Genomic DNA, 18,801 nt, shown 5'->3' with positions numbered 1-18,801 from the left:
CGTCATTCGTAATTGATGAACCGCGATTCCGGCGGCGGCGGTGGCGGCAGCGGCGTATAGCCTGCCACGCTGCTGCGGAACGCGGCAATCAGCCCGTTGTCGACGCTCGACAAACCCTTGAACGTCAACTGCGCGAGAAAGCGCGTGCTCGACTGCTGGTGCCCCGACGTATTCAGCCCGTTTGCGTAGCGTTGAATACCCGCGCCGAGCGTCCAGCAGTCGGCGTCGTACTGCAGACCGACGAGTCCGTCGACAACCCGATGCCCGCCGAGGTCGTAATTGAACCGCCCAACCCCGAATACCCGATGCGACAGCGGCCATTGCCCCGAAACCAGCACCTGGTTGATAGGCTGGTTGACGAGCGTGGTGTTCGCGCGCGTGTAACGATAGGCGACGTTGAGCACCTTGCCGCTGGCCGGACTGAACCCGAAACCCACGCTCGTCTTGACCAGCTGGTTGTTGTCCGCATTATATTGGAACGCAGTTTCCGAGGCGAAACCGGCTCCGAGTTTGACTGACGCACCCACGATCAGATCGGAATGCGTGGCCTGCGTGCTGGTCTGATTCGGCAGCAGCGTGACACGCTGATCCTGAAAGTAGTACTGCTGCGCGATCACGAAGCGCGCGCGCTCGTCGCCCGTTGCCGGGTTGATGAAGCGCGTGGTGATGGCCGCGGTCAGCCGGTTCGCGTCCGCGATACGGTCGTTGCCGACGAACGTGTTAGGCGTGAAGATTTCCGCGAGACCGAAGTCGGACTCGGCGGTATCGAAGAGCGGCGCGGACGCCTGATTGCGATACGGCGTGTACACGTAGTACAGGCGCGGCTCCAGCGTCTGGATGTAATCCTCGCCGAAGAGGCGCACCGAGCGGTCGAAAATCAGGCCGGTGTCGAACGTCAGCGTCGGAATCGATTCCGTGAAATTCTTCGGCGTACCAACGGGCACGTCGCCGCTGATGTTGTTGAGGTTATATGACGCGAAATGCCACTGCACCTTCGGCGTGACAAAGTAGCCGGGCCCCACCACCGAGTACGAAATGTACGGGTTGAACATCACCCGCTGACCTTGGGTCATGTCCTCGGTCGTGATGCGGAAGTTCGTGTAGTCCGCCTCGGCACCGAAGTCGAAGCCGCCCACGTTGTACTTCGCGTACTTCACGTTCAATTGCGGCTCGCGGCCATACGGCGCGACCGACGGCGTGAGCGTCTGCCAGTGCTGCTCGCGCGCGAGCACGGACCACGGGCCGTTGTTATAGGTCAACCCCGCTTCCTGCTGATACAGGAGCTGGGTGCCGTTCATGAACTGATTGACCGACGACGACAGGTCTTCCGGATACGTGTTGTCCGAAACCTTGTTGTAGTAGATGTAGCCGCCGAACCCGTTGCCGAAGTTCTGGTTGTGCTGGATATACAGCGCGTAGCGGTTGGTCTTTGTCAGCCGGTCGTTCGGCAGGAATTCGCCGGTAATCGAGCCCGAATAGGTGGGCGACAGATAGCGGAACGAAGTCTGCAACTGCACACCGCGCTTGGAGATCAGACGCGGCGTGAACGTCAGATCGCGATTCGGCGCGATGTTGAAGTAATACGGCACCGAGAGTTCGAAGCCGTTCGTCGAACTCAATGAGAAGGTGGGCGGCAGAAGACCGCTGCGCCGCTCGCCCGACAGCGGAAACGACAGCCACGGCGATGCGAACACCGGCAGGCCCTGGAAGAACAGCACGCTGTTGTAGGCCACGCCTTCGTCGGCGCCCGTGTCGAAATCGAACTCGCTGCCTTTGATGTACCACGCCGGGTTGTCCGAGCACGCGCAGGCCGTGTAGGTGCCCTTGGTGAACACAGAGCGCTCGTTGTCGAGCAGATCGACGCGCTCCGCGCTGCCCGAGCCGCCCGTCACGTTGAAGCGGTACTTGGGCGCCGTCATGAAACCTTCGCTGGAATCCACGCGCAGATGTGCTTCGGGCCCGGCAAACGTCGTACCGTTGTTGTTCACGTGGACCTGGCCGTATGCATCGGCCATGTCCGTGTCCTGATCGTAATGCAGCGCGTCGGCCTTGATCACCACCGTATTGCGGCGCACTTCCGCTGCGCCCTTGACGGCCATGTCCTGGTCTGTCGTGCCGTTGGTCGAGTCGCCGAGTACGAAGGTGGCCGGCTTCTGTCCGGGCTGCAGCACATGGTCTTCGAGCTGCGGAGCGAGCCGCATGCCCCACGGTGGGTCGATTGGCTGCGGCTGCGCGGCCTCGCCGACCAGTTGGGCGTGAGCAAGCGCGGGCACGAGGCCCGGAACGGCGATTAACGCCGCGACGAGCCGCCTTTTGCGCGGCATCGCGGCACAAGAGGGATTCGTTTGGGAAAGCTGTCTAGGCGGCATGTATCATTTGGCGAATCGGCCCGTCCGTCAGCTTTGCAGTCACGATCCACCGCCTGCACACCACGACCGTGACAGTCGGCTGCACATCAATATTTACAATCTCCGAACGGTGAGGCGGGCGGTGAAGCGGAATACGCGAAAGCTGGCGTGAGTCGCGTCAAAAAAGTCGTGGGGTATTATATGGCAAGACGTTGCCCCTCTGAATTTGCCGCCGGTTTTCATGACGCTGCCTCCTTCCCAAGACTTCACACCCCCTCGCGGCGACAGCCGCCTCGCACAGCTTACGGCCTGGCTGCAAAGCCATGCGCAGCGCTATGCACTCGATCTCGGTACGCTCGCGCCGGCTTCGTCCGACGCCAGTTTTCGCCGCTATTTCCGGCTCGCGGGTAAGGCGGCGCAAGGCGAAAACCTCGGCACGCTGATCGCCGTCGACGCCCCGCCGCCCGAAAAATGCCGCGAGTTCGTGCAGGTCGCCCGCTTGCTCGAGGCTGCCGGCGTGCATGTGCCGCGCATTCTGGAAGTGGATTTCGACGCGGGCCTGATGCTCGTCACCGATCTGGGCACCGCGTCGTACCTCGGCGCGCTGAGTGCCGCGCAGCAGGACAACGACTCGCGCCGCGCGCGCACGCTGATGCGCGACGCGCTCGACGCGCTGATCCGCTGGCAGCTCGCCTCACGCGAAGACGTGCTGCCGCCGTTCGACGAAGCGTTCCTGCGCCGCGAGATGGAGTTGATGCCCGAGTGGTTCATCGGCAGGCACTTGACGCGCGAAGTCGACGAGAGCACGCGCGGCGTGCTGGACCGCACCTTCGCGCTCCTGATTGCAAGCGCACGAGCCCAGCCGCAGGTGTTCATGCTGCGCGATTTCATGCCGCGCAATCTGATGGTGATGGAGCCGGCGGGCGGGGCCCCCGGCGAAGTCAACGCGGCGAAGCAGGCCAACCCGGGCGTGCTCGACTTCCAGGACGCGGTGTACGGCCCGATCACTTACGACGTCGCCTCGCTGTTGCGCGACGCCTTTCTCAGTTGGGACGAAGAGTTCGAGCTGGATTGCTTCGTGTACTACTGGGAGCGCGCGAGGAAAGCCGGCCTGCCCGTCGACGCCGATTTCGGAGAGTTCTACCGTCAGATCGAATGGATGGGCCTGCAACGGCACATCAAGGTACTGGGTCTTTTCTGCCGCATCAATTATCGCGACAGCAAGCCGCATTACATGAACGACTTGCCGCGCTTTATCGGCTATGCGCGCAAAGTGGCCGAACGTTATGCGCCGCTGCGTCCGTTCGCGAAGCTGCTCGACGAGCTTGAAGGCCGCGCGAACGAAGTCGGCTACACGTTCTGATTAATCACAATGTCCCTGAAAAAAGCGATGATTTTCGCCGCGGGCCGCGGCGAGCGCATGCGTCCGCTGACCGACACGCGTCCGAAGCCCTTGCTCGAAGCCGGCGGCAAGCCGCTCGTCGTCTGGCAGATCGAACGGCTCGCGCGCGCGGGCTTTGAGACCATCGTCATCAATCACGCGTGGCTCGGCGAGCAGATCGAAGCCGCGCTCGGCGACGGTTCGCGCTGGAACGTCGAGTTGCGCTATTCACCCGAGCATGAAGCGCTGGAAACCGCCGGCGGCATCGTGCAAGCGCTGCCTCTCCTCGAAAACGAAGGTTCGAGCGAAGTGTTCGTTGCGGTAAGCGGCGACGTGTACGCGGAGTTCGATTACGCCTCTTTACAGCGCTGCGCAGAAACGTTGAAGAGATTGCCGGAACCCGGCATGCACCTCGTGATGGTGCCGAATCCGCCGTTTCATCCGGACGGCGACTTCGGACTCACCCGCGATGTTCTTTCGCTCGACGCTGGACCGCGCTTCACGTTCGGCAACATCGGTCTCTACGACACGCGCATGTTCCGCGATCTGCCGCGCGGCACGCGGCGCGCGCTGAGGCCGTACTACCGTGAAACGATTGGGCGGGGCCTAGCAACCGGCGAGTTATACGAGGGATTGTGGGAAAACGTCGGTACGCCCGCGCAGCTTGAACAACTGGACAGGCGTTTGCGCGCAGGCTGAGCGCCGCGACGCGGCCCCACAGAAGCGCTCAACGCGCGGGCAAGTCCGCGCTGTCCGGCATGACTGCCGCGCCGGCACTGTCCACCGCTTGCGACGCCTCGGCCGCGCGTTGCTGCTGTAGCGCCCACATCTGTGCGAACAGGCCATTCGCGCGCAGCAGCTCGGCATGCGTGCCGCGTTCGACAATGCGTCCCTTATCCATCACGATGATCTGCTGAGCGTGCACGACGGTGGAGAGCCGGTGCGCGATGATGAGCGTGGTACGTTCGCGCGCGATCTGATCGAGTTCGTGCTGGATCGCGCGCTCCGAACGCGAATCGAGCGCCGAAGTCGCCTCGTCGAACAGCAGAATGGGCGGATTCTTCAGGATGGTCCGCGCAATGGCTACGCGCTGCTTCTCGCCGCCCGAGAGCTTCAGGCCGCGCTCGCCGACCGGCGTGTCGTAACCCTTGGGCAGCCCCTCGATGAACTCGTGGATATGCGCGGCGCGCGCCGCCGCGATGACTTCCTCGCGCGTGGCCGATGGCCGCCCATAGGCGATGTTGTAGTAGATCGAATCGTTGAAGAGCACCGTGTCCTGCGGAACGATGCCGATCGACGCGCGCAGCGAGGCCTGCGCTACATCGCGAATGTCCTGACCGTCGATGTTGATTGCGCCGCCAGTCGCTCGATCCAGATCGTAAAAGCGGAACATGAGCCGCGCGAGCGTCGACTTGCCCGAGCCGCTATGCCCGACCACCGCGGTCGTGGTGCCGGCGGGAATCGTGAAGCTCACGTCATGAAGAATCTGCCGCGCCGGCTCATACGAGAAGTTCACGTGTTCAAAGCGCACCTGCGCGCCGCTCACCTGCAGCCCGGGCGCATCCGGCACGTCGGGCACTTCCTGTGCGGCGCCGAGCAGGGTGAACATGCGGTCCATGTCGGTGAGGCTCTGCTTGAGCTCGCGATACACCACGCCGAGAAAATTGAGCGGAATATACAGCTGCAACATGAACGTGTTGATCAGCACGAGATCGCCGAGGGTGAGGCGCCCGGCCATCACGCCTTCTGTGGCGCGCCACAGAATGAATACGAGCCCCGTGCCGATAATCGCCTGCTGCCCGAAGTTCAGTGCCGACAGCGAGCGCTGCGACTTGATTGCCGCCGTGCGATAGCGCTTCAGGTTTTCGTCGTAGCGGTTCGCTTCCCACTCTTCATTGCCGAAGTACTTGACGGTCTCGTAGTTCAGCAGGGAGTCGATTGCGCGCGAATTCGCCTTCGAGTCCAGATCGTTCATCGTGCGGCGAAAATGCGTGCGCCACTCAGTCACCTTCACCGTGAATACGATGTACACGGCCAGCGCGACGAACGTGACCACCGCGTAATACGCCTCGTATTTGACGACGAAAAAGCCCAGCACGAGGCCGACTTCGACGAGCGTAGGCAGAATGCTGTACAGCGAATATGAAATGAGCTGGGTGATGCCGCGCGTGCCGCGTTCGATGTCGCGCGACATGCCGCCGGTTTGCCGCTCGAGATGAAAACGCAACGACAGGCCATGCAGATGCCGGAACACCTTGAGCGCGAGTTGGCGCACGGCGCTCTCGGTGACTTTGGAAAAGAGGATTTCGCGCAGCTCGGTGAAGAGCGATGTGGAGAGGCGCACCACCGCATACGCGACCACCAGCAGGCCGACTCCGCCGAGCAGCACGATGCCTGGCGAATCGTGAGCGCGGCCGAGCGCGGTGAGATGCTGCACCGAAGCGAGGCTGTCGACGATGCGCTTCATCACGATCGGCACGCCCAGGTTGGCTATCTTCGCGCCGATCAGGCAGCTCAGCGCGAAGGCGACGCGCCATTTGTACGTGGCGAGATACGGCAACAGCGACAGAATGGTCTGCCAGTCGTTGCGCGGCTGAGTGGAAATGGGCGAGGGTTCGGACGGAAGCGAGCGGCGCATGGGTTCGGGTGGGGAGGAGGTGGAATGCCGGAGCCCGCAGCAGTGGCCCAGAGCGCAGCACGCGTGGACGCACTTGCCCGCGCACGGCTGGTCGCGCAACCTCGTGAGGTGCTTTCCCGTACAATTCCTGATCTTTATATTGTCGCAGAAGCGGGCTCACCCCGCTTTCGCCGGCTAACTGGCATTTCCAGGGCAACCCGATGACCGACCTTCTCCAACTCCCGCAGAAACCTTGCGCGCTGCGCGTCATGCCGCAACCGGCAGACGCCAATATTCACGGCGACGTGTTCGGCGGCTGGATCATGGCGCAAGTCGACATTGCGGGCTCGATTCCGGCAAGCCGCCGCGCGAACGGACGCGTCGCGACCATCGCGGTCAATTCGTTTCTGTTCAAGCAGCCGGTGTTCGTCGGCGATCTGTTGAGCTTTTATGCGGACATCGTGAAAACGGGGAATACGTCCATCACCGTTTCGGTCGAGGTCTACGCGCAGCGTATGAGCCTCGCGCAAGACATCGTGAAGGTGACGGAGGCCACGCTGACCTATGTCGCCACCGACAGCGACCGCCGCCCGCGCGCGCTGCCCGCCCTCGACTGAACGACGGCCGCGGCCCGCGCCGCGCGCCCCATTGCGGCACTACTGATCCGTCAGCGCCGCGTTCGCTCGCAGATACGCGTCGACCTCTGCCTCCAGCCACTGCGCGAAATGCGCCTGCTGCGCGGTGAGCGTTTCGCGCTGCTGCCACACGAGCCAGTACGGGTAGCGATAAGGCACGCGAACCGCCGTAATCTGCACCAGCTCGCCACGGGCGAGCGCGTGCGCCACGAGACTGCGCCGCTCGAGCGCGACACCCTGGCCGAGCAACACCGCGCCGATCACCACATTCGAATCATTCGCGGACAACACCACGCGTGCAGCAGGCGGTTGCTCCACCTGAGCGGCTGCGCACCAGTCGGCCCACGGCGCGTCGGGACTCGAGAGCAGCGGACACGCAATCACCTCCTCTGCAGTGACCGGAAAGCGGCCATCTGGCGCGAGCGCGAAATGCGGCGCGGCCACCACGATCATTTCATCGTCGAATAGCTTTTGCTGGGCGACGTCGGGCCAATGGCCCTGCCCCATGCGAATGCCGATATCGCTCGCGCCGTGGCGCAAATCTTCGAGCTGCAAGCTGGTAACGAGCCGAACCCGGTAATACGGATGCGCTTCGCGAAAGCCGGGCAAACGCGGCACCAGCCAATGCTGCGCGAACGACGGCAAGGTCGCGATCACCAGCTCGCTCTCGTGCGGACGCGCGAGCACGCGGCGCGTGGCCTGCGTGATGTCGCGCAGCGCCGCGCGAACCTCGAGCGCGTAGAAGCGCCCTTCGTCGGTCGGTCGCAGACCGCGTGCCTCGCGCACGAAGAGCGCGACGCCCAGCGTCTCCTCGAGCACCCTGATTTGCTGGCTCACCGCCGAATGTGTGACGTGCAGTTCGCGGGCGGCCTGCGTCACGCCGCCGAGGCGCGCGACGGCCTCGAAGCAGCGCAAAGCGGTCAAGGGCGGAATGGGCTTCATGTAAGGGATTCTGACGTAAATCGTCGAATAATTTCGCTTTTTCTCGCGCGCGAGGATGCTTAACCTATTGGCCTGAGGTGTGCTGCGCCCGACCACGCGGTGTGGACAGTCCACCACCGGAGCGGCGGCCAGCGCTGGCGCATCATGATAGAACTTCTAACGGAAAAGACATGAAACTGATCGGAATGCTCGACTCGCCATACGTTCGCCGGGTCGCTATCTGCATGAAAATGCTCAACCTGGACTTTGAGCATGCGCCGATTTCGGTATTCAGCACCTACGACCAGTTCGCGGCCATCAACCCGGTCGTGAAGGCGCCGACGCTCGTCGCGGCCAATGGCAAGACCGTGATGGACTCGACGGTGATCCTGCAATACCTCGCGTCGCTCGCGGGCCCCGGGCAGCGGCTATTCCCGTCGCGCCCCGACGAGTGCCTGCGCGCCGCGCGTCTGACCGGGCTCGCGCTCGCGGCTTGCGACAAGACCGTGCAGATCGTCTACGAGCGCAATCTGCGGCCGCTCGACAAGCAGCACGAACCCTGGATGGAGCGCGTGCGCGGGCAGCTGCTCGCAGCGTATAACGAGCTCGAACGGGAAGCGGCAACCTCGCCGCTACCGACTCGCGCGGACGACTTCGGCGCGGCCGAGGTCACGCTTGCGGTCGCCTGGAATTTCACGCAGATGATGCTGCCGCAGATCGTCAGCGCGAGCGCGCATCCCCATTTGCAGGCGTTTTCGGCGGCGGCGGAGCAGTTGCCGGTTTTCGTGAGCACGCCGGCGGTGTGAGCCATACGCGGCGGCCGACGCGTGAGCGGATTGCCAGCCAGGCAGCGCGGAGCAACCGCCGCGATATACACCGCCGCTGACGGCTCGCGGCACGGCTCCAAGCGTGCGGCTCGCAGCACGGGCCGATCATCCGCCGCCACGAGGCAATGCCCCGTGGCCATCTCGTCGCCTTCTCGCGGCCTTCTCGTGGCCTTCTCGTCGCGTCGCCTTCTCGTAGCCATCTCGCGGCCGCCCGGCTCGCCGCGGTTTCACGCGAGCGCCGCCTCGCGGGCGGTGCCGCCCTTCATCAGTTCGGAGATGGCGTCCGTGGACATCGGCTTCGCGAAGTAGAAGCCTTGCATCTCGTCACACGCGCGCTCTTTCAGGAAGTCCAGCTGCGCCGAGGTCTCCACGCCCTCTGCAATCACCTGCAGTTTCAGCGAATGCGCGAGCGCGATGATCGCCGAGGTAATGGTCTCGTCGTCGGCTGAAATGCCGATGTCGGACACGAACGAGCGGTCGATCTTCAACCGGTCCACCGGAAAACGCTTCAGATAGCTAAGGCTCGAATAGCCGGTGCCGAAGTCGTCGATCGCAAGGCCGATGCCGAGCGCGCTCAGTTCGTTGAGCATGGAGACGGCTTCTTCCGCGTTGCGCATGATCGCGCTTTCGGTCAGCTCCAGTTCCAGGTATTGCGGCTCGAGCCCGGTTTCGTCCAGCACCTGCATGACGAGCCTGGCGATGTCGCGCTGCTGGAACACGCGCGCCGACAGGTTCACCGAAACGCGCGCCGGCGGCAAGCCCAGGTTCTGCCACGCCTTGTTCTGACGGCAGGCTTCACGCAGCACCCACTCCGACAGCGGCCCGATCAGCCCGCTTTCCTCGGCGACCGGAATGAACGACGACGGCGGTATCAACCCGCCTTCGGGGTCGTGCCAGCGCACCAGCGCCTCTGTGCCGACAATCTGTCCGGTGTGGATGTCCACTTGCGGCTGATAGTGCAGCAGAAACTGATTGTCCCGAAGCGCACGCCGTAGACGCCTCTCCAGGTTCAGCCGCGCGCCCGCGCTCGCGTTCATCTCCGGCTGATAGAACTGGAACGTGTTGCGGCCCATGTCCTTCGCGCGATACATCGCGAGGTCGGCCTTTTTCATCAGCGTTTCCGCGTCGTCGCCGTCTTGCGGGAAAAGGCTTGCGCCCATGCTGCAGCCGACGTACAGCTCGGTGCCGTCGAGCCAGACCGGCTCCGAAACCGACGCGCGCACGCGCTCCATCCATGCAATCAGCGACTGTTCGTCGACGGTATCGGTCATCACGATCACGAACTCGTCGCCGCCGTGGCGCGCGACCGTATCGCTCGTGCGGGTGCAGCGCGCGAGCCGCTCGGCGACGACGCCGAGCAGCCTGTCGCCCATGCTGTGACCGAGGCTGTCGTTGACGTTCTTGAAACCGTCCAGGTCCATGAACACCACCGCGACGCCCTTGTGCTGCCGCTGCGCGACGATCAGCGCATGCTGCAGACGGTCGCGCAGCAGGTTGCGGTTCGGCAGGCGCGTGAGGCTGTCGTAGTTGGCCTGGTATTCGAGCTGTTCCTGATAGCGCATCAGGTCGGTCACGTCGTTGATCACGCCGATGTGGTGCGTGATCACGCCCTCGGCGTTCGGCACCGGCGCAATGAAGAGCTGATTCCAGAACAGCGCGCCGTCCTTGCGATAGTTGCGCACCACCGCGCTCACCTCGCGATTGGCGGCGAGCGCCTCGCGGATCAGCGCGACGCCCTCCTGCTCGCGATCGTCGCGTTGCAGTACACGGCAGTCGTGGCCGATCACCTCTGCCGGATCGTAGCCCGTAATACGCATGAAGGCCGGATTCACGTATTCGATCAGGTTGCCAGCCGGCGAAGGCGCGGTGATCAGAATCGCGTTGACGCTTGCATCCAGCGCGCGGCTTTGCAGGCGCAGCGCGAGGTCCGCCCGCTTGCGTTCGGTAATGTCCGTATACGAGCCGAGCACGCCGATCACCCGGCCGTCGCCGTCGGTGAACGGCAGCTTGCTCGTGACCGTGGTGCGGTGTACACCGTCGATCACCACGTCGACTTCGAAGCTCATCTTCGGCACGCCCGTCTCGACCACTTCGCGGTCGTGCGCGTTCAGCAGCTCTGCGAACGCGCGCCACGGCATGTCCGCGTCGCTCTTGCCGACCACCTGCTCGGGATACGACAACCCCGCGTCGCGTGCGAACGCCATGTTGCAGCCCAGATAGCGCGACTCCAGGTCCTTCCAGAAAATGCGCTGTGGAATGTTGTCGATCACCGTTTCGAGCATCTGGTTGGAGCGCTGCGCCTCCGCTTCGGCGTTGATCTGCTCGGTGACGTCGTCGGCGAGAACAAAAAACGCTGCGCGGCCCAGGAAGTTCAGCGCGTGATAGGAGATGTCTGCGCTAATCAGCGAACCGTCCTTGCGCCGGTGATGCCAGATGCCCGCCATCGTGCGCCCCGGCTGCGCGCTGTCGGAACGCTGCAAATGCGATTCGAGCCGCGCAATCTCGCTGTTCGGCCGGATCGCGCGAATTGTCATGTCGAGAAACTCGCTCTCCGAATAGCCGTACTGCTGGATCGCGGCCGAATTGACGGCGAGAAAGCGCAGCGTTTCGCGGTCGAAGATATACATCGGCACCGGATGATCGTCGAACAGGCTCCGAAAGCGCTCGTCGTTGCGGCCTAGCGCGCGCACGCTGTGCAGCTTCTTGCGCGCGCTGCTTTCGCGTGCGCCGAACGTGAAAAGCAAAAGCGCGCTGCCCGCGAGCATGGTCAGGATCAGGAGGACGGTGGCGCGCCGCCGTTGTTTCGACGACGCGGCAAGCGTCAGGTCCAGCGCACGGTTCTCGGCGGCCCGCAGCGCGGCTACGCCCGCCTCGACGCGTTGCAGCCCCAGCCCCACATGCATGTATGACGCCGCGGCCCATGCGCGCGAGGCGGCCGGGTCCTGTGCGTCGCGCGCGAGCAGTGCATCGTCGATGTCGCGTTGCAGCGCGTCGCGGTCCGTGCCGAGTTGTGCCAGCGTAACGAGCATGGGCGGCTCTGTAGCCAGTTCGCCGCGCAACGTGGTTTCCAGACTGACGAGCGCCGTGCTCATCGTCGTGGCGGCGTCGACGGGTGCCGCTTTACCCGAAGCTTCGAAGCGGGCGAGCGCGGCGAGGCCGCCGTCGAGCGCCGACTGATAGGCGTCGAGGCTGTGGCGAACGCGCGTCGAATGCAGCATGCGGGCGTCGGCCTCGTGCTGGCCGGCAATCTGCAAGCACGCGACGAACGCATTTGCGCCAAGTGCGACAGCCACGACCGCTATGTTGATCAGCAGCCGCTTCGAGATGAAAGGAGTCATGGGTTCCGAACGTCGATCGTTCTTCGGGCGGGAGCGCGAGGCCGCTTGCGATGCGCCCGGCAGCATCGATGCGAGTCTTTTACGCGCCAACCTATGGATAACGGCAGCGTTCGGGCGGGATTTAGGGTGCGGGGTGAAAAAATTGGCGGGGCGAGAGGTGGGGNGGCGGGGAGAGGTGGGGTGCCGCGGGAGGTGGGGTGCCGCGGAGGTGCTTCGGCGCGGGTGTGCGTCGGCGCGAGTGTGCGTCGGCGGCGTGTGCGTCGGCAGGGTGTGCGCTGGCAGGGGGGGCGCTGGCAGGGTGCGCGTCGGCGGGGGGCGGTGGCGCTCGTGCTCTGTAGCGGGTTATGCGGTAGCGGGGCAAGCGGTTCGCGTGCCCCGCCGGGTCCGCCGGGCCTGCCGCACCAGCCTGCCGCACTGGTCAGCCGCACTGGTCAGCCGCACTGGTCAGCCGCACTGATCAGCCGCACTTGCTCAGCCGCGTGTAGCCGACCGCGCCTAGTCCACAGCGCCCAGCCAGCCGCACCTTGCCGGCCGCGCCTAGCCGGCCGCGCCAAATTCCTTCATCGCGGGGATGAAGTCGTGATTGATCTCCTGCTTGCGCGACAGCTTGGCGAGCACGTACCGCTGGAACGGGTCGAGTTGCGCCCAGCGCGCGGCGCTCGGCGCGGCGAGGCCCGCCAGTTTGGCCTGACGCTCGACACTATCGGGCACGCTCTCCGTATTGCGCCACGCCGGCGCTTCCTCCGGCGCGAACCACTCTGGCTCGACATTCGCGTGAGTGCGCAGCATCTCGAACAGCGCGTGATCGAAGTTGGGCTCGATCTCGGTGTCTTCCGCAACGGGAAAACGCGCGAGGAGCTTGCGGTCCTCCAGCGGCAGCATCTGCCATTGCGCGAGCGAAATGCGCAATCCGAAACGATCGAGATTAAAGCGAACCGACATCGGGATATAGGTGAAATTCTCCGACGACTCCACCTCGAAGTCGAACAGCAGCGGTGCTTCGTTCAGTCCCATGACAGTGTCCTCGTGAATGATGGGCAAACGCACAAGCCCGGCTTGAGGTATTTTAGAAGCTTATTCGTGCGTCGGCGGCGCAGCAAGCCGCACGCGCGCGGCATCAATGGAGTCAATCAGCTTGGACGAACTGCAAACAGGCCAGCCCGGCGCGGTAGAGCGCGAGGTGCACCGCCATCGCGGCGCGGCGGTGGAAACGGTCACCGACCACATCGTTCAGGAGTGGCCGGTCGCGCTCGTTTTCAACGGCATTTCGCACGCGGTGATGATGTGCACGCCCTGCGATCTGGAAGCGTTCGCGGTGGGCTTTGCCATTTCGGAAGGGATTGTCGAGCGCGGCAGCGACATTCAGGACATCGAGGTCGAGCTGCATGACAACGGCGAATTGCCGCACGCGGAAGTACACCTGCAGGTCGTACAGCAGGCGTTCGTCGCGCTGAAGGAGAAGCGCCGCGCATTAGCGGGCCGCACCGGCTGCGGCGTGTGCGGCATAGAGAGCATCGATCTGCTCGATCTGAAGCCCGAACGCGTGCCCGACACCGGCTTCCTGCAACGGCTCGCGCCCGACGCGATTGCGCGCGCAGCCCGCGAATTGCCCGCGCACCAGGCCTTGACCCGGCTGACCGGCGGCCTGCATGCGGCCGCGTGGTGCGATGCGGCCGGCGCGATCCGCTACGCGTTCGAAGACGTCGGCCGCCACAATGCGCTCGACAAGCTGATCGGCCAGCTCGTGCTCGATCGAGTGGACACCAAAGAAGGCTTTGTGTTCCTGTCGAGCCGCGCGAGCTACGAACTGGTGCGCAAAGCGGCGCGCGTCGACGTGCCGATGCTCGCGACGATCTCGGCGCCGTCGTCGCTGGCCATTGCGATTGCACGCAAGGCGGGGGTGCGGCTCGTCAGCTTCTGCCGCGAAACCAGTTACGTCGACTACGATACCGCGCAAGCTTGAGCCGCCCTGCGCGGGCCGAGCGCTTCGACGCACCGCGCGGCCGAGCGCGTTGACGCGCCCGGCTTCCGTCGGTCCGCGCCGCGCTTCCCCGATCCGCGCGGCGCTTCGCTCAGTCGAATTGCCGGAAGTCCGGCTTGCGCTTTTCAAAGAACGCCTTGAACGCCTCGCGCGCTTCGGGCGCAACCAGCATCTTGCCGAAGTGCACCGCCTCCTCCGACATCTGCGTTTGCAGTTCCTCCCGGCTTGCCCGCTTCATCAGGCTCTTTGTCACACGTAACGACGAGGCCGGCAGCGCGGCGAGCTTCGCAGCTTGCGATGCCGCGAACGCGTCCACTTCCGCAGCCGGCAGCACGCGGTTCACGAAGCCCATGCGTTGCGCTTCGGCGGCGTCGAACGCCTCGCCGAGCAGCAGCTTTTCGGCCGCCGCCTGATAGCCGGCGACGCGTTGCAAAAGCAGGCTCGACGCTGCTTCGGGACACAGCCCGAGCTGCGCGAACGGCAGCGAAAAGCTCGCAGAATCGGCCGCATACACGAGATCGCAATGCAGCAGCAGCGTGGTGCCGATGCCCACGGCCGGCCCTGCCACCGACGCCACCACCGGCTTTTCGGCCGAACTGATCGCGCGCAGGAACTGGAATACCGGCGCGTTTTCGCCCATGGGCGGCGACTTCATGAAGTCTTCGAGATCGTTGCCCGCGCTGAAAATCTTCGCGCTGCCGCGAAGCAGGATTGCGCGCACAGAGGCGTCGTCTTGAGCCCCGACCAGCGTGTCGGCCATGATCTGATACATCGCGGCCGTGATCGCGTTTTTCTTGTCCGGCCGGTTAAAGGCAAGGGTCAGCACACCGTTCGCCCGCTCGACCAGAATATCTGTCGTCATCGTCGTCTCCTTGAACTGCTGCACGAATCTGCTGCACGGACCGCTGCGCAGCACTGCTGCTGAAAATGCGAAAACGGTCCGCAAGCGTCGAGCCTGCGAACCGTTTGTGGCGCCTCAATCTGTTGGCGCCGCGCGGCCTGGCGCCGGGGTCGAGGCCGGCCGTATCACAGCCGCTCGATAATGCCCGCTGCGCCCATGCCGGTGCCCACGCACATCGTCACCATGCCGTACTTGTAGTTGCGGCGACGCAGGCCGTGCACGACCGTCGACGCGCGAATCGCGCCCGTCGCGCCAAGCGGATGACCCAGCGCGATCGCGCCGCCGAGCGGGTTGATCTTCGACGGATCGAGGCCGAGGTCCTGGATCACGGCGAGCGATTGCGCGGCGAACGCTTCGTTCAACTCGATCCAGTCGAGGTCGTCCTGCTTGAGGCCCGCGGCCCTCAGCGCCGCCGGAATCGCTTCCTTTGGTCCGATGCCCATGATTTCCGGCGGCACGCCGCGCACCGCGAAGCTCACGAAGCGCGCAAGCGGCGTCAGATTGAACTGCTTCAGGACCTTTTCCGACACGACGATCAGCGCGCCCGCACCGTCCGACGTCTGCGAGCTGTTGCCGGCCGTCACCGAACCTTTGTTCGCGAACACGGTGCGCAGTTTCGCGAGGCCCTCGAGCGACGTGTCGGCGCGCGGGCCTTCGTCTAGCGAGACTTCACGCGTGTTCACGCGCACTTCGCCGGTGGCCAGATCCGGAAAGCGCTCTGTGACCGTGTACGTGGCGATTTCGTCGTTGAACTCGCCCGCTTGCTGTGCGGCAATTGCACGGCGATGCGACTCGACCGAGAACGCGTCTTGCGCTTCGCGGCTGATCTTCCAGCGCTCGGCAACTTTCTCGGCGGTCAGGCCCATGCCGTATGCAATGCCGATGTCTTCATTGCGATCGAAGATATGCGGCGACAGCGACGGCTTGTTGCCCATCATCGGCACCATGCTCATCGACTCGCAACCGCCCGCGATCAGCGCGTCCGATTCGCCGACGCGGATGCGATCCGCGGCCATGGCGAGCGCGGTCAGGCCCGACGCGCAGAAGCGGTTCACCGTGACGCCGCCCACCGATTGCGGCAGACCGGCCAGCAGCGCGCCCATGCGCGCGACGTTCAGCCCCTGCTCCGCCTCGGGAATCGCGCAACCCACTATCGCGTCTTCAATTACCTTGGTGTCGAGGCCAGGCACCTGCGCCACCGCCGATCTGATCGCGTGCACCAGCAGTTCGTCGGGACGCGTGTTCTTGAACACGCCGCGCGGCGCCTTGCCGATAGGCGTGCGGCTCGCGGCGACGATGTAGGCGTCTTGCAATTGCTTGCTCATTTGTTTCTCCAGAATGTCCGCTCGTCGCTGTTAGTTCCGCACCGGCTTGCCGGTTTGCAGCATGCCCATGATCCGTTCCTGCGTCTTCTGCGTGCCGAGCAGATCGACGAACGCGCGGCGCTCGAGTTGCAGCAGCCATTCTTCGTCGACCAGACTGCCCCCTTCCACGTCGCCGCCGCACACCGCTTCGGCGATACGGCTCGCAATCAGGAAATCGTGCTCGCTGATGAAGCGGCCGTCGCGCATGTTCACGAGCGAAGCCTTGATCGTGGAGATGGCCGAGCGTCCGGCCACCGGCACCTGCGTCACGCGCAGCGGCGGACGGTAACCCGCGCCGGCCAGCGCGCGCGCCTCTTTCTTAGCGACGTCCAGCAGTTCGAAGACGTTGAAGACGATCGTGTCCGACGGCTTCAGGTAGCCCATTGCGCGGGCGTCGAGCGCGGACGCCGAAACCTTCGCCATGGCCGCGTTTTCGAACGACTTCTGCACGAACTTGAGCAGGTCGTTGGTCGCGCCGACTTGTGTCGCAGCTTCGGCCGCGCGCAGCGCGGCTTCCTTCAGACCGCCGCCCGCGGGAACGAGGCCAACGCCCACTTCAACGAGACCGATATAGCTTTCGATATGCGCGACCCGCTTCGCGCTATGCAGCAGCAGTTCGCAACCGCCGCCGAGTGCGATTCCCGACACCGCCGAGACCACCGGCACGCTCGCATACTTCACGCGCAGCATGCCCTGCTGGAATTTCTTCACGAATGGCTCGATGCCCTTGGCGCCGCCCATCATGAACGCAGGCATCGCTTCTTCGAGGTTCGCGCCCGCCGAGAACGGACCGCCCGGCGTGCCGAGTTTGAGCGAGGTCGGCTGCCAGACGACGAGGCCCTTGTAGTCCTTCTCCGCGAGTTCGATTGCCTGCGTGAGGCCGTCGATCACCGACGGTCCGATGGTATTCATCTTGCTCTTGAACGACACGATCAACACGTCGTTTTCACCGGCACGGTCGTCAACCCATGCGCGCACGGCGTCGGTCTCGAACAGCGTCTTGCCGTAGGTCTTGGGGTCCGCCGACGTTTCGCCGACGAGCGGCGCACGGAACACCTGCCGCTCATACACGCTGAGCGAGGAGCGCGGCACGAAGGTCTGCGAAGCCGGCGACCAGGAACCCTGATTGGTATGCACGCCGCCCGCTTCCGCGACCGGGCCTTCCAGCACCCACGACGGCAGCGACACGTTCGCGAGCGCCTTGCCCGCGGTGATGTCTTCCTGCACCCACTGCGCGATCTGCTTCCAGCCTGCCGTCTGCCAGCCTTCGAACGGACCCTCGTTCCAGCCGAAGCCCCAGCGAATAGCCAGGTCGACATCGCGGGCATTGTCGGCGATGGATTCCAGATGCACGCCGATGTAGTGGAACACGTCGCGGAAAATCGCCCACAGGAACTGCGCCTGTGGATGCTCCGATTCGCGCAGCAGCTTCAGGCGCTCCGCCGGCGGGCGCTTCAGAATGCGGCCAACCAGTTCGTCCGCCTTCGCACCGCCCTCCACGTACTCGCCCGTCTTCGGGTCGAGCACCTTGATCGCCTTGCCTTCCTTCTTGTAGAAGCCGCCGCCGGTCTTCTGGCCGAGCGCGCCCTTCTTCACGAGTTCAGCCAGCACAGCCGGCGTTTCGTAGACCGGGAAGAACGGGTCGTCCTTCAGGTTGTCCTGCATCGTCTTGATGACGTGTGCCATCGTGTCGAGACCGACCACGTCCGCGGTGCGGAACGTGGCTGACTTCGCGCGGCCCAGACGCGCGCCGGTCAGGTCGTCCACTTCGTCAAAACGCAGGCCGAACTTCGCGGCTTCGGTAATGACGGCGAGAATCGAGAAAATGCCCACGCGATTGGCGATGAAGTTCGGCGTGTCCTTCGCGCGCACCACGCCCTTGCCGACCACGCTCGTCAGGAACGTTTCGAGTTGATCGAGAATTTCCGGGCGCGTGGCCGTGGTCGGAATCAGTTCGACCAGGTGCATGTAGCGCGGCGGATTGAAGAAGTGCACGCCGCAAAAGCGCGCCTTGAGCTCGTCCGCGAAACCTTGCGAGAGTTCGGTAATGGAAAGACCCGAGGTGTTGGTCGCGAAGATCGCGTTCGGCGCAATATGCGGCGAGACCTTCTTGTAGAGGTCGTGCTTCCAGTCCATGCGCTCGGCAATCGCTTCAATCACCAGGTCGCATTCGGCGAGCTTGTCGATGTCGTCGTCGTAATTCGCGGGCTGGATGTATTGCGCGTCGTCCTTCACGCCGAACGGCGCCGGCGACAGCTTCTTCAGATTGTCGATCGCCTTCAGCGCAATGGCGTTCTTCGGACCTTCCTTGGCGGGCAGGTCGAACAGCAGCACGGGCACCTTGGCGTTGATCAGGTGCGCGGCGATCTGCGCGCCCATCACGCCGGCGCCGAGCACGGCGACCTTGCGAATGATCAGATTGCTCACGTCGTTCCTCCGGGGAGTTATGCGGTGTCGCGAATGTTCCGACTGACTCGCGATGAATAGG

The 18,801-nt window shown here is 64.3% G+C and carries 13 protein-coding genes; 5 read left to right on the top strand and 8 right to left on the bottom strand.

Features of this window, described 5'->3' with window-relative positions; genetic code table 11:
* Positions 1-2: 2 nt before the first annotated feature.
* A complete protein-coding gene (locus F757_RS0112515) occupies positions 3-2,369 on the bottom strand; it encodes an LPS-assembly protein LptD (RefSeq protein WP_027211683.1) in 2,367 nt (788 codons plus the stop codon).
* A 220-nt stretch (positions 2,370-2,589) separates the two neighbouring features.
* On the opposite strand from F757_RS0112515, the gene F757_RS0112510 reads away from it, so the two are divergent.
* Both F757_RS0112510 and murU read left to right on the top strand, forming a co-directional pair.
* Positions 2,590-3,711 (top strand): aminoglycoside phosphotransferase family protein, encoded by a 1,122-nt coding sequence (locus F757_RS0112510; RefSeq protein ID WP_027211682.1) that lies wholly within the window; start codon positions 2,590-2,592, stop codon positions 3,709-3,711.
* Positions 3,712-3,720: 9 nt separating this feature from the next.
* Positions 3,721-4,428, top strand: coding sequence for an N-acetylmuramate alpha-1-phosphate uridylyltransferase MurU (murU, locus tag F757_RS0112505; protein ID WP_198021388.1), 708 nt, complete (start codon positions 3,721-3,723; stop codon positions 4,426-4,428).
* 28 nt (positions 4,429-4,456) lie between these two features.
* Here the strand turns inward: murU and F757_RS0112500 are convergent, their stop codons facing one another.
* Positions 4,457-6,367, bottom strand: coding sequence for an ABCB family ABC transporter ATP-binding protein/permease (locus F757_RS0112500; protein WP_027211680.1), 1,911 nt, complete (start codon positions 6,365-6,367; stop codon positions 4,457-4,459).
* 200 nt (positions 6,368-6,567) lie between these two features.
* Here F757_RS0112500 and F757_RS0112490 point away from each other — a divergent pair, with 200 nt between their 5' ends.
* Positions 6,568-6,963, top strand: coding sequence for an acyl-CoA thioesterase (locus F757_RS0112490; protein WP_013338031.1), 396 nt, complete (start codon positions 6,568-6,570; stop codon positions 6,961-6,963).
* 39 nt (positions 6,964-7,002) lie between these two features.
* Here the strand turns inward: F757_RS0112490 and F757_RS0112485 are convergent, their stop codons facing one another.
* Positions 7,003-7,923 (bottom strand): LysR substrate-binding domain-containing protein, encoded by a 921-nt coding sequence (locus F757_RS0112485; protein ID WP_027211679.1) that lies wholly within the window; start codon positions 7,921-7,923, stop codon positions 7,003-7,005.
* A gap of 170 nt (positions 7,924-8,093) precedes the next feature.
* Between F757_RS0112485 and F757_RS0112480 the strand changes: the two genes are divergently transcribed.
* On the top strand, positions 8,094-8,708 hold the full coding sequence (locus F757_RS0112480; RefSeq protein ID WP_027211678.1) for a glutathione S-transferase: 615 nt from the start codon (positions 8,094-8,096) through the stop codon (positions 8,706-8,708).
* A 248-nt stretch (positions 8,709-8,956) separates the two neighbouring features.
* On the opposite strand, the gene F757_RS0112475 is transcribed toward F757_RS0112480, so the two are convergent.
* Together F757_RS0112475 and F757_RS0112470 are read right to left on the bottom strand one after the other, a co-directional pair.
* Positions 8,957-12,067: a sensor domain-containing protein gene (locus F757_RS0112475; RefSeq protein ID WP_027211677.1), complete on the bottom strand. Its 3,111-nt coding sequence runs from the start codon at positions 12,065-12,067 to the stop codon at positions 8,957-8,959.
* Between the two features lie 537 nt (positions 12,068-12,604).
* Positions 12,605-13,081, bottom strand: coding sequence for a nitrate reductase associated protein (locus F757_RS0112470; protein ID WP_027211676.1), 477 nt, complete (start codon positions 13,079-13,081; stop codon positions 12,605-12,607).
* Positions 13,082-13,202: 121 nt separating this feature from the next.
* On the opposite strand from F757_RS0112470, the gene fdhD reads away from it, so the two are divergent.
* On the top strand, positions 13,203-14,030 hold the full coding sequence (gene fdhD, locus F757_RS0112465; protein WP_027211675.1) for a formate dehydrogenase accessory sulfurtransferase FdhD: 828 nt from the start codon (positions 13,203-13,205) through the stop codon (positions 14,028-14,030).
* A 109-nt stretch (positions 14,031-14,139) separates the two neighbouring features.
* On the opposite strand, the gene F757_RS0112460 is transcribed toward fdhD, so the two are convergent.
* The 3 genes from F757_RS0112460 to F757_RS0112450 all read right to left on the bottom strand — a co-directional run bounded on the left by F757_RS0112460 (position 14,140) and on the right by F757_RS0112450 (position 18,740).
* Positions 14,140-14,910, bottom strand: a complete 771-nt coding sequence (locus F757_RS0112460) for an enoyl-CoA hydratase (RefSeq protein WP_027211674.1) — start codon at positions 14,908-14,910, stop codon at positions 14,140-14,142.
* 164 nt (positions 14,911-15,074) lie between these two features.
* Positions 15,075-16,274 carry an acetyl-CoA C-acyltransferase gene (locus tag F757_RS0112455; RefSeq protein ID WP_027211673.1) on the bottom strand — a complete coding sequence of 400 codons (1,200 nt, stop codon included), beginning with the start codon at positions 16,272-16,274 and terminating at the stop codon, positions 15,075-15,077.
* Between the two features lie 30 nt (positions 16,275-16,304).
* Positions 16,305-18,740 (bottom strand): 3-hydroxyacyl-CoA dehydrogenase/enoyl-CoA hydratase family protein, encoded by a 2,436-nt coding sequence (locus F757_RS0112450; protein WP_027211672.1) that lies wholly within the window; start codon positions 18,738-18,740, stop codon positions 16,305-16,307.
* Between the last annotated feature and the right edge of the window lie 61 nt (positions 18,741-18,801).

Source organism: Burkholderia sp. WSM2232, from assembly GCF_000472545.1.
GTDB lineage: Bacteria > Pseudomonadota > Gammaproteobacteria > Burkholderiales > Burkholderiaceae > Paraburkholderia.
This window is presented reverse-complemented; position numbering and strand designations above follow the sequence as displayed.